8 protein-coding genes are annotated in these 12,078 nt (G+C 33.4%); 5 read left to right on the forward strand and 3 right to left on the reverse strand.

The window, feature by feature from the left end:
• Window positions 1–864: 864 nt before the first annotated feature.
• Complete coding sequence (locus ACFS3A_RS14275; protein ID WP_379826271.1) at window positions 865–1,881, reverse strand: LLM class flavin-dependent oxidoreductase; 1,017 nt, start codon at window positions 1,879–1,881, stop codon at window positions 865–867.
• Window positions 1,882–2,055: 174 nt separating this feature from the next.
• On the opposite strand from ACFS3A_RS14275, the gene ACFS3A_RS14280 reads away from it, so the two are divergent.
• The 4 genes from ACFS3A_RS14280 (at window position 2,056) to ACFS3A_RS14295 (ending at window position 7,324) form a co-directional block, all read left to right on the forward strand.
• On the forward strand, window positions 2,056–2,571 hold the full coding sequence (locus ACFS3A_RS14280; RefSeq protein ID WP_379826272.1) for a DUF2975 domain-containing protein: 516 nt from the start codon (window positions 2,056–2,058) through the stop codon (window positions 2,569–2,571).
• A 2-nt stretch (window positions 2,572–2,573) separates the two neighbouring features.
• The gene (locus ACFS3A_RS14285; protein WP_012024053.1) at window positions 2,574–2,780 is read left to right on the forward strand and encodes a helix-turn-helix domain-containing protein; all 207 of its coding nucleotides are present in this window, start codon (window positions 2,574–2,576) and stop codon (window positions 2,778–2,780) included.
• A gap of 115 nt (window positions 2,781–2,895) precedes the next feature.
• Window positions 2,896–3,780: an ABC transporter ATP-binding protein gene (locus ACFS3A_RS14290; protein WP_379826273.1), complete on the forward strand. Its 885-nt coding sequence runs from the start codon at window positions 2,896–2,898 to the stop codon at window positions 3,778–3,780.
• 4 nt (window positions 3,781–3,784) lie between these two features.
• The gene (locus ACFS3A_RS14295; RefSeq protein WP_379826274.1) at window positions 3,785–7,324 is read left to right on the forward strand and encodes an ABC transporter permease/M1 family aminopeptidase; all 3,540 of its coding nucleotides are present in this window, start codon (window positions 3,785–3,787) and stop codon (window positions 7,322–7,324) included.
• A 166-nt stretch (window positions 7,325–7,490) separates the two neighbouring features.
• Here the strand turns inward: ACFS3A_RS14295 and ACFS3A_RS14300 are convergent, their stop codons facing one another.
• Entirely contained in the window at window positions 7,491–8,723 is a 1,233-nt protein-coding gene (locus tag ACFS3A_RS14300) for a polysaccharide deacetylase family protein (RefSeq protein WP_379826275.1), read from the reverse strand.
• 358 nt (window positions 8,724–9,081) lie between these two features.
• Between ACFS3A_RS14300 and ACFS3A_RS14305 the strand changes: the two genes are divergently transcribed.
• Window positions 9,082–9,867 carry an alpha/beta fold hydrolase gene (locus ACFS3A_RS14305; RefSeq protein ID WP_379826276.1) on the forward strand — a complete coding sequence of 262 codons (786 nt, stop codon included), beginning with the start codon at window positions 9,082–9,084 and terminating at the stop codon, window positions 9,865–9,867.
• A 169-nt stretch (window positions 9,868–10,036) separates the two neighbouring features.
• On the opposite strand, the gene ACFS3A_RS14310 is transcribed toward ACFS3A_RS14305, so the two are convergent.
• Window positions 10,037–12,010: a sigma 54-interacting transcriptional regulator gene (locus ACFS3A_RS14310; protein WP_379826277.1), complete on the reverse strand. Its 1,974-nt coding sequence runs from the start codon at window positions 12,008–12,010 to the stop codon at window positions 10,037–10,039.
• Window positions 12,011–12,078 lie beyond the last annotated feature (68 nt).

Here is a 12,078-nt window from a genome sequence, read left to right on the forward strand (position 1 = left end):
TGAAACTTTTTTTTCGCCTCAGTTTTTCAACTTTTCCTTCCAATCTTTCAATGAGCTTCCGTGTTTTGCGGGGTGCAAATGTAAAAAGCATTTTCAAATCTCACAAGCTTTTCCGAATCTTTTTTTTTGAAAATTTCTTTTTCTCTTGATCCTTATTTCCTGTCAGTATTTCTGTGAACGTTTTTCGTTGTTGCGGGTGCAAAAGTAGCACCTTTATTCAGTTATACAAGCTTTTTGTCCGCCTTTTTTTGATCTTTTTTCACTCTTTTTCTTAACTCGCTGATAACTGATTCTTTACAGATCCAGAATTTTTTAATTATTGTGCGGTTTTTCTTCGTTTGGATGCATTTTCTTTATTCTGCACGCTTTTTCTCCCTGCAGTTTTGAGGAGTTTTCAGTCTTAAAGGCACTTTAATGAAGAGAAATTAAACTTTGAAGCTTTCCTTTCTGCCGATTTTAATCCCCGGGAGCCTCCTTTCTCTTCACTGATTTCGTTTTTTCCTGATATTTTCTTCTGGAAACAGGTGTCCTAGCCCCGATAGCAGTGGAAATCCTTTTGTGCCGGGGTTCGGCACAAAAGATTGGAACGGATAGCGGGATTAAGCTCCTTCATCATAACAAAATTCAATTTTTAAATCCCAAATTCCAAAAACTGACCGCTGAAGGCTTCGACTTCGCTCAGCCTGACACCACTATATACTATAAAGTATTATATATACGTTGCGCATTAGACGCACTGCCGTGCGTCTCTACAGAAAACCTGAATTTAATTACTCTTATATATATGTATAAAAAACAAACCCGACAGATTTTGAAAACCTGTCGGGTTGTGGGAATGAAATCTACTCTTACTATATAGTATACTTATATATGTATACTTTCGTTTAAGTTATCGATAGCTTCTTTTGTGATTTGAATGCTTTTTAGTTTTGCCTGATGATCAAAGATTGGACTTGTTACCATTAGTTCGTCTATTCTTGCATAGTCAATGAACTTTTTCAAATCGGTTATTAGTTGTTCTTTGTTACCTGTGAAGGTTCCTGCTGTCATTTGATTCACATGAAAACGTTCTTGCTCATTCATTATATCGTCTAATGATGGAACCGGCGGCTGTAAACCTTTGCGGTCGTTTCTAATTAGGTTCAGAAACATTTGATACAAACTTGTAGACAATAGTTCTGCTTCTTCGTTTGTGTCTGCTGCAATGATATTGACGCATGCCATTGTTTTTGGCTGGTCTAAATATTCTGAAGGCTGGAAATTTTCTCTGTAAAATTCAAATGCTTGGATCATTAGCTTTGGTGCAAAGTGTCCAGCAAAGGCATAAGGTAATCCGTAAGCTGCGGCTAAAGCTGCGCTATCCATACTTGATCCTAAAATCCAAATTGGGACTTTTAAGCCTTCGGCTGGGAATGCACGTACTTTTCCTGTTTCATTTTCGCTTGAAAAATACTCTTGAAGTTTGCTTACGTTTTGCGGAAAACGCTGTGCCTGCTCAAAAAAGTCTTTACGAATTGCTTCGGCAGTTGGCTGATCTGTTCCTGGTGCTCTTCCTAAACCTAAATCGATTCGGTTGGGATAAAGCGTTTCCAGAGTTCCAAATTGTTCGGCAACTACTAAAGGAGAATGATTCGGCAGCATAATTCCACCGGAACCTACTCGGATGTTTTTGGTCTGACTTGCCACATAACCAATTAAAACCACTGTTGCTGTACTTGCAACGTGTGCCATATTGTGATGTTCTGCAAGCCAAAACCGCTTGTATCCTAAAGTATCTGCTAATTGCGCTATGTCTTTTGTTTTTTGAAATGTTTCTGTGGCATTGCTATCCTGAGTGATGATAGCGAGGTCTAATAATGAGACTGAAATTGGGTTTTTCATATAAAAAAATGCTAGTCTACAAAATTAACTCATTTATACGGATGCCTTTTGTTTTCTAATGTTAATAGATTTATAATATTTCTAAAACTACTCAAAAGTGTATTTTTCAATAATTAATTATTGTTTTACGATAATTAATTATACATTTGCAATATCAATCTAACTTTTCATTATATGAAGACAACTCATATTGTATCTAGAATATTATTTTACTTTACCCGTTTTTTGTCTGTGGTTTATTTCTTTTTGGCCGGATATTCTGTTTTTACTTTAACAACAGGATTGTTTTTGACATTTAAAGATAGTGGAAAGTATTTTCAGGTTTGTTATCCATTTACTACTCATCCCCTAATGTTAGGTGATTATAACCTGCCGTATATTCTTTTTGATTTTTTGGCTCCACTGAGTTTATACGGACTTTTCTTTTTATTGAGCAGTAATGTTTTCAAAGTATTTTTTCAGCCTAAACTGTTTACTCAAAATGGAATTTCTCATTTAAGGCGTTTCTATTTATCCAATTTACTAATTCCGAGCATTGTAATATTTGTGGCTTTCTTTTTTGTTCCACTGGATAATGAAGTTTCGCTATTTATTCTGTTACATGGAATGCTGGGTGTTTTTGCTTACTTTTTAGCGGCCATTTTTAAACAAGGTTTAAACCTTCAGAACGAACAAGACTTATTTATATAACTATGCCAATAATTGTAAATGTTGATGTAATGCTTGCTAAACGCAAGATGCAGAGTAAAGAGTTGGCAGAAAAACTAGATATTACGCCTGCCAATTTATCGATTCTAAAAACTGGAAAAGCAAAAGGAATTCGGTTTGATACTCTCGAAGCTATTTGTAAAATATTGGATTGTCAGCCTGGCGATATTTTAGAATACGTGGCAGAATAGCTTTTTTTTAAATCTTATTTCACTCTTAATAAATCGGTTTTTGAAGCCGACAGGTATACTATTGCCTAATTTTTTCAAATCACATTTTAATTCAATCATCTAAATCAATCAAAAAATGAACAGTTTATCAATTCAAAATCTCAACAAAACGTATGAGAACGGCACAAAAGCGATTGACCAATTATCACTTGAAATTACAAACGGAATGTTTGGTTTACTGGGACCAAACGGCGCTGGAAAATCGACTTTAATGCGAACTATTGTCGCTTTGCAGGAACCGACTTCGGGAATTATTGAATTTAACGGAACTAACATTCTGGAAAATCCAATGTTTATCAGGCAAAATTTGGGGTATCTACCACAGGAATTTGGCGTTTTTCCTAAAATTTCTGCTTATCGCCTGCTCGATCATTTGGCGGTTTTAAAAGGAATCGTGGATAAACAGGAACGTCACGATCAAATTTTATATTTATTACAGCAGACGAATTTATTGCAACACAAAGACAAAGCGGTTCATTCTTTTTCCGGCGGTATGCGTCAGCGCTTTGGAATTGCTCAGGCTTTACTTGGAAATCCGAAGATAATTATTGTGGATGAACCTACTGCGGGGCTTGATCCGGAGGAAAGAAACCGATTTAATAATTTGCTGAGTGAGATTGGCGAAAGCATTATTGTAGTTCTATCGACTCATATTGTAGAAGACGTTCGTGATTTATGTCCAAAAATGGCCATTATTTCTAACGGAAAATTGATTTTGGAAGGAAAACCAAATGAAGCGATCGAATCTTTGAAAGATAAAATCTGGATGAAGGCGATTCAGAAAACAGAACTGAAGGATCATCAATCGAACTTTAATATTATTTCGTCCAACTTAAATTCAGGAAAAATCAATATTCACGTTTTCTCCGATCACCGCCCAGATTCTGGTTTCGAATTGATCTCGCCCGATTTAAGCGATGTTTATTTTAGTGTTTTAGCTCAAAATCAACTTAAAAATTAAAGTTATGCTTTCTAAATTAATACAATTTGAGTGGCATAACAATACCAGAAGCTGGACTTTTTATACCACTTTTATCATTTATTTGGTTTTAGGATTTTTTGTGAGTGCTTTTGCGAATTTCTCTTTTTCGGGTGCTTACAAAAATAGTCCGTACGTGCTTACTTATGCGATTGGCCTGATTTCACTGATGACGATATTTTCGATTACACTTCAGGTTGCACAGAGTTTCTTAAAGGAATATGAAACGAAATTCGATTCGATTATTTTCTCCGCTCCTATTTCTAAGTTTCATTATTTGGCTCCAAAGTTTATTACGGCATTTATAATCGCCGTAGTTTCTTTTGGAATGTTTATCGTTGGAATGATCGTTGGCCATAAAATGTCGTGGCTTTCTAAAAGCGAAATCGGTCCTTTTGAAATTATAAATTATCTCTGGCCGTATTTTGTCATTGTGATTCCGAATATTTTCCTGTGCCTTTCGATATTAACGGCTTTGGCCTGGCTTACACGAAGTAAACTCTTTATTTATGTTGGAGGTTTATTAATCTACATCTTATATATAGCAGGTTCGATTTTTTCTAATTCGCCCATCTTTGCAAATGCTTCTCCGTCTTCGGCGAAAGCCATGTCTTTATCGGCAAAAATAGATCCGTTTGGTTTGGGAGCGTTTTTAGAACAAACAAGATATTGGACTGCAATTGAAAAAAATACCGAATTGGTTTCGCTTTCCGGTAACTTTTTATTCAACAGAATATTGTGGGTTTCAGTTTCATTGCTTTTACTTTTTATTTCGTATCGATTGTTTTCCTTCCGAAAAACGAAAACTAAAAAGATAAAAACCTCAAAAACTATTTCAAAACAAGCAAAAGTACTTTCTTCGGAAATTCCAAAAAACATCGAATTCAAAACTTTTAGGCAAAATTGGGCGGTTTTTAAAAGCAATATCAAGCTGGATATTTTTTTAGTTCTAAAAGGAATTCCGTTTTTATTGATTGTTCTTTTGTTTTCGGGATTATTGGCAATTGAAATTTCAGATGAAATTGACGGCGGAATCCGATTAGCCGAAAAAATTACAGATACGGCTTTAATGATTTCCACGATAATGGATCGTTTGCCGTTTATTCTAATATTAATTCTTCTCTTTTACAGCAGTGAATTAGTAAACCGAAGCGAAAATTCCAGATTTGAAATGCTCGAAAATACTGCACCGTATTCTCAATTTGTAATTTTACTTTCGAAATTGACAGCACTTTTTATAATTCCGTTAATCATTATCAGCATTAGTATTTTGATTGGATGTGCCTTTCAGATTGCGAATGCGAATGCTCCAATCGAAATTGGGCTTTATCTTTCTTTGTTTTATTATCTTGGTTTTCCGTTGTTGTTGATCTCGATTTTGGTAATTGCGATTCAGACGTTTATTAAAAATAAATATATCGGCCTTTCCGTTGCTTCTTTTATATGTCTTCTGTTTTGCACCGGAATTGGAGAACAATTGGGAATTTCACATCCATTACTTCGATTTGGAGACGCTTTTAAAAGAGAGTATTTTGATTTGAATGGTTTCGGAAAATACACTTTTCCGTTTCACATTTCGATGTTGTACAATTTCGGATTGGCTTTACTGCTTCTAACTTTGACTGGAATTTTATGGAAAAGAAATACTTCAATTGTAAAAACCTTTCGAAGAAATTCATTTAATGGCATTCAGAAAGTAACTTTTGCATTGGGAATTATTCTTTTTATCGGTTTTGGAAGTTATCTTTTTTATAAAACCAATATCGAATATCCATATTTGACCGAAGAAGATCAGAATAACTGGAGCGAGAAATATGAAACTCAATTTAAAAAATACACTAATTTGCCTCAGCCCACGATCGTTTCTGTAAAAAGTAAAGTCGATTTATTTCCTGAGGAGAATCGCTATGAAGTAAAAGGCATTTATGAATTAATTAATAATTCTGAAAAACCTATTGATAGTTTACTCCTATATATAGATCGAAATTCGAAACTGACTTCTGTTGAAATTCCGAATTCTAAAAATCTGGATGATGTTTCGGCATTTCAGCATTATTGGTATAGATTGGAAAAACCTTTACAGTCGAAGCAGAAAATGAAAATGAGTTTTTCTTTTGAGTCTTCATGGTCGTCATTTAAAGGACATACTGCTTTTAATTCTATAATCGAAAATGGCTCTTTTATGCGAATAAGCCGTTACTTTCCGCTTTTTGGTTATCAGGAATCGAATGAAATCAGCAGTAAAAAAGAACGAGCAAACAGGCATTTGAAACCACAGACGCCTCTTAAAAAGCTGGAAGACAAATCGGAAATTAGATATGATTTTGTTGATTATGATGCTGTGGTTTCGACTTCTAAAAATCAAACGGCGATTGGTGTCGGAGATCTAATTGGAAATTGGACAAAAGACAACCGCAATTATTTTCATTATAAATCTAATGGTAAGATTCCGTTTCGATTTGCTTTTTCTTCTGCGGAATATGAAATTCAAAAAACGAATTATAAAGGCATTTCGATTGAAGTTTTTTATGATAAAAGACATTCCAGAAACATCAAAAAACTAATTCAGGATGTAAAAAACACTTTAGATTACTGCCAAAATAATTTCGGTAAATATCCGTACAAAACGATTCGTTATGCCGAAGTTTCTGCTTTCGCCGATGGATTTGCGGCGACTTCTTATCCGTCGACGGTTTTTATGAAAGAGAATTTCGGCTTCTACAGCAACCTCAACAACAAGGATAAGGAAGATGTAATTAATCAATTAACGGCTCATGAATTGTCGCATGAATGGTGGGGAAATTCACAGATCAATCCAGAACAAAAAGAAGGAAGCTGGATTTTGACCGAAACTTTGGCGCAATACACGGAATTGATGCTTTATGAAAAAGAACATGGTGTAGAAAAAGCGCTCGAAACTTTAAAAATTCATCTCGATTTATATTTGAGTAGTCGAAGTTACGATCCTGAAACGCCTTTGTATAAAACGAATTACGAAACTCCGCATTTACCTTATGACAAAGGAATGCTGGTGATGCATCAACTTCGAATTTTAATTGGTGAAGAAAAAGTAAATCTGGCTTTGAAAAATTTTCTGAATCATAATAAATATCCAAATCCGTTTCCTGATTCTGAAAGTTTATTAAAGGAAATTTATGGGGTGACGGATAAAAAACTGTATTCTAAATTAGATGAAATGTTTAAGCAGATTATTACGTATTCGTCAAAAATAGAATCGGTTTCAAGTATTCAGAAGAATGGTCTTTATGAAGTTTCTTTTAAAGCGGTTTCTGAAAAATTTAGAGAAAATGCAACTGGAGAACGAAAACTAATTGCAAACGATGCTACAATAGATATTGGAATTTACGATGAAAACGGAAAATTATTTCGTTATCCTTTCGCTATCAAAAACAATATAATTGAAGGGAAAATTAAACTCAAAACAAAACCTCAACGCTTTGTGATTGATCCGTATTTAATGAATATTGATACTTTTATAAAGGACAACGAAAAGGAAATTGATTAGTTATTTCTTGTGCATAATTTTTAAACACATAGAAACATAGATTTTATTACTGTTGAAAGGCGTTTCACTTGCATAAATACACATAGCTATCTATGTGTTAGAAACTAGTTTCTTTTGATTCCCTTTTTTTAGATAAAGCAAAAACTATGTTTCTATGTGTTTATTTTTATTTCAATTGAATGAAAATCTGTTTGTGGGTTGTTTTTCCGTCGTCTTTTATTTTCAAATCTTTACTGGATTCGATTTCAAATTTTGAAGAAGTATCAATTATCAACGAAATATCTTTATGTCTAAAAACTTCCGGAATTTCCGGCAATTCAATCGTAACTTCTATTTCTTTTTTATTCTGTTTGTAATCGACTTTAATTCTATCTCTTAGCCAAATATATTCGTAAACTTCCTGCCACGGCGCCATCCATATTGAATCGTTTCCTTTTTCTCCGTATTTATTGGCAAGCGTTGTCATATAATATTTAAAATCGGGAAAACGCATGCTTAAATTCCACAGATTTCCATTTCCTGTTCCGTGCGTGAAATCGTTAAACCAAACTGGTTCCGGCTGTTTTACGATTGAATCTATAGTCTTTAAATAACGATCCATTGTTTTGAAACTGGTTGTATCTTTTGAACTCAACACAAAAGTTCTTGCGGAAATCATTTTATCTAAATCAACTTTTGAATTCACTTTATAAACTGGACCAGTACCTTTATAAGAAGCAACAGAAAGGAATCCGTTAGCCAAAGCTTCTTTTTCATATTCTAAATGATAATCGGGATCGCCTTCTCCACCTGGAACTACAAAATGTGACATGGTGAATTTTAGATTTTGCTTTATTGAAGCTGTATTTTCGGTCACTTCTGTTTTGTAATTTGTTCCGTGTTTAGTTGCATGATGAAAACTATGATTCAGAATATCCCAGCCAGAATTGTACATTTCTTTAATTTCTGACCATGAAAGATGTCCACGGTTTTCTGGCAAATCACGAATTGATCCGCCATTTATTGCCAAAGCCAGTTTAAACGGAATTTTATTTCCGAATCCGTCTGAATAAAAAAGTCCTTTTGATGTTGTTCCGTCTCCACCTTGATCGATTTTCCATTCGTTTTTATTGGGATTGCTGATTTTTCCTCCATTCAATAATGGAAAAGCAGTCAAATAAGCAGATCGATATCCATCATCAAGTGTAAAACTGTAAGCGAAATGTTTATTGAATTTTAAAGAAGCTGGTTTTATTGTGACTTTATAGTCTGATTTCAATTTGATTGTAAAAGAAATAGTTTTCGTTTTTGAAGAATCGATTTTAGAATTCAAATCATTTCCAAAACAAACAAAAACCGAATTAATCAGAAGAACTAAAGTGAATAAAAAAGGTTTTATTCTGGAATGTGGTCGTTTCATTTTAAAGTTAGAATTAGAGTTTTTAAAGATACAAGATAATTGATAAGTTTTGAGTGCGATAATTGCACACGGATGAAACGGATTTGCTATCGCAAAGACACAGATTGACACAGATTTTTTCTAAAATTCAAATAAAAAAATCCGTTTTATCAACGTTTTCGCAAAGCGAATCTGTTTTATCAGTGTCTAATTTTTAATTATTGACATTCTAAAAAATGATATTTCAATACTCAAAAAAGTATTTAACGAAATATAATAATTCGAAAATGAACAAAATCTCGTTAACCCTATAAAAATTAATACTTCAAGAAACAGGCATACAGATTGCATTTTAAAATTTTACCTAAAAAATCCTGTTATGTATCTTTCAAATACCAAAACGATAGTGTTTATTTCGGGAGCTTTTGTGAGCCATTTTTATTGGGGGAAATGGCTCACGTTTTTTGAAAACAAAGGATACAAATTGGTTGCTCCGCCTTGGCTTCATAAAAATGATTCGGTTGAAAATTTAAGAAAACAGAATCCGTGCGTAAAAATTGGATCGATCACTTTATTTGATCTTTTGTGTTATTACACTGAAATCATCGAAAAACTTCCAGAAAAACCTATTTTAGTGGGACATTCTTACGGCGGACTTTTAGTGCAATTATTAGTTCAGAAAGATTTAGCCGAAGCTGGAATTTGTATTAATTCTTTTCCTCCGAAAGGTTTTACGGCTTTAAAATTTTCATTTTATAAAAATATTATACCTCTTTCATTTGGTGTTTTTTCTTCTAAAAAAACGCTCATTTTACCATTCGAAAATTGGAAGCAAACATTTTGTACTAACACATCTTTTGAAGAACAAAAAATGGAATATGAAAAATTCATTATTCCCGAATCTAAAAAAGCGTTGCGAGATTTATTTTCAAAAAATGCTAAAATAAATTTGAAGAAAAAACATGTTCCGCTGTTTTTTATTTCTTGTTCTGAAGACCAAATTATTCCATCGAAATTGGTTCAATGGAATTTTAGAAAACACAGAAATATACATTCTATAACTTGCTTTAAGGAATTTCAAAACAAGAATCATTTTGTAATTCTTCATCCTGAATGGCAGGAAGTCGCAGAATCTGTGGTAAAATGGATTGAGAAAGTTACTTGATTATTTTTTTAACACATAGAAACATAGTTTTTTCTTTATCCAATAGAGGAAATAAAAAGAAACTAGTTTCTAACACATAGCTATGTGTTTTATTACGAGTGAAACGCCTTTTAAAACTGCCTAGAATCTATGTGTCTATGTGTTTAAAAAAATCATTAAACTAATCATATTAACTGATTTCCCGCTTAATTTCCAGTTTCTTGATTTTTGAATTTAAGGTCGAAGGATGAATATCCAGAATCTCAGCTGCACCGCCTGCGCCGGAGATTTTTCCATTGCATTTTTTAAGGATATACAAAATGTAATCCCGCTCATTTTCCATAATTGTTTTTATTGAAAATGAATCGGTGTTTTGCTGTGTATGTATTTTTGAAGAAGGCGCTAATTCAATAGATTTGATAATGTTTCCTTCCGTAAGTAATAAAGTTCGTTGAATAAGATGTTCGAGTTCTCTAATGTTTCCCGGCCAATCGTAGTTTGTAATCTGCTGTAAAGCATTTTCAGAAAGTGTCGGTGCTTTTCGATTCATACGTTCGCTGTAGCTATTTATAAAATGATCTACCAGTTCTGGGATATCTTCTTTTCTCTTTTTTAATGATGGAACTAATATAGGAAAAACGTGAAGTCTATAATATAAATCCATTCTGAAACGTCCTGCTGCGACTTCCTCTTCGAGATTTTTATTGGTTGCGGCAATAATTCGTACATCGATTTTTATAGGCATCAATCCGCCGACACGTTCTATTTCGCGTTCTTGCAAAACTCGTAATAATTTTACCTGAAGTTCAAGAGGCATTTCTCCTATTTCGTCCAGGAAAATTGTTCCGCCGTTTGCGAGTTCAAATTTCCCGATTCGTTTTTCGGTTGCTCCCGTAAAAGCGCCTTTTTCATGTCCGAACAAAAGAGATTCGGCAAGGTTTTCGGGAATGGCACCGCAGTTTATTATAATTAATGGTTTGTCTTTTCGTGGAGATAAATCGTGAATACTTTTAGCTATTTTTTCTTTTCCCGTACCGCTTTCGCCTAAAATTAAAACCGAAGTATCAGACGGAGCTACTTTTTTGATGTAATTGAAAACTGTTACCATTTGCGAACTGTTTCCAATTATACCTTCGAAACCCGTTTTTATATTTTCTATTTTTTCTTTTTTCTGAGGCATTTCTTTTGTTTCAACAACTATTTTTTCAGCAGAATAAAAACGGGAAATAAATTGCGAAAATGTATTTTCAAGATTCGATAATAATTTTAGGTTTTCATCTGAATAAATATTAAAATTTCTGCTATAAAATGTAAAACAAAAACGTTGTGAAACGGCAATTGAAAGCGGAAAAACCAAATACGATTTGATTCCGAAATTATGCGAAATAATGCCTTTTATCGGTGCGGCCTGAAAATTATTAATTAACGATTCTTCACTGTAAATAGTGGGTTTAATATCAACCTGTGATTTTATATACGTCTCGTTTAATTCCCGAATCGATATGTCTGCAATCTGCGAAAGCTTTTCTACATTAATAATTTGATACTGATCGATATTTTTTCGAATGATTCCGAGGTTTGAATATTCTTCTGCATTTACAAATCCAGCTTCCAGATAATCAAAAGAAATAAAGGTCTGAATGTTTTTGGCGAAAGCCAATAAAGCATCTTCAAGTTTAAAATTGGAATTGATTACTTCTGAAATCTTATTTTTCAATTCCAATTGCTGCATTAACTGTGATTCTAAGCTGTATTCTTGTCTGTAAAAGGCAATTTCGAGAGTCGTTAAAATATCTTGTTCTCTAAACGGTTTTACAATAAATCCGTACGGATGTGTGGTTTTGGCCTGATCTAAAATTCGTTTGCTCGAATTGGCTGAAACGAAAATAAAACCAATATTTTTTTCTTTTAAAATATGGGCGAGATCTATTCCTGTTTTATCACCTTTGAGCATTATATCAACAAATACCAAATCTGGTTTTTGCGTCTGAATTGCCTCCAAAGCCTGATCTACGGAACGTGCAATTCCGATGACATTATAATTCGCTTTTTCCAAAATTAACTGCAGATCATGTGCTTCAATAAACTGATCTTCGACAATTAAAATTTGCTTTTGTAAGTTACTTTCTTCAGATTGGGTGCTTTTTTCAGACACAGTTCCCATAAATGTAGTATTTGTAATATTATATTTTTATAATTATCTGGTATAAAATTAGTTAAATAACCCCAGTA

Origin of the sequence: Flavobacterium notoginsengisoli, from assembly GCF_042686225.1 — a bacterium.
GTDB classification, from domain to species: Bacteria; Bacteroidota; Bacteroidia; order Flavobacteriales; family Flavobacteriaceae; genus Flavobacterium; species Flavobacterium notoginsengisoli.

Excerpts from the sequence above, each read along its gene's own strand:
- ACFS3A_RS14275 (WP_379826271.1), bottom strand. The coding sequence starts at position 1,881 with ATGAAAAACCCAATTTCAGTCTCATTATTAGACCTCGCTATCATCACT.
- ACFS3A_RS14280 (WP_379826272.1), top strand. The coding sequence starts at position 2,056 with ATGAAGACAACTCATATTGTATCTAGAATATTATTTTACTTTACCCGT.
- ACFS3A_RS14285 (WP_012024053.1), top strand. The coding sequence starts at position 2,574 with ATGCCAATAATTGTAAATGTTGATGTAATGCTTGCTAAACGCAAGATG.
- ACFS3A_RS14290 (WP_379826273.1), top strand. The coding sequence starts at position 2,896 with ATGAACAGTTTATCAATTCAAAATCTCAACAAAACGTATGAGAACGGC.
- ACFS3A_RS14295 (WP_379826274.1), top strand. The coding sequence starts at position 3,785 with ATGCTTTCTAAATTAATACAATTTGAGTGGCATAACAATACCAGAAGC.
- ACFS3A_RS14300 (WP_379826275.1), bottom strand. The coding sequence starts at position 8,723 with ATGAAACGACCACATTCCAGAATAAAACCTTTTTTATTCACTTTAGTT.
- ACFS3A_RS14305 (WP_379826276.1), top strand. The coding sequence starts at position 9,082 with ATGTATCTTTCAAATACCAAAACGATAGTGTTTATTTCGGGAGCTTTT.
- ACFS3A_RS14310 (WP_379826277.1), bottom strand. The coding sequence starts at position 12,010 with ATGGGAACTGTGTCTGAAAAAAGCACCCAATCTGAAGAAAGTAACTTA.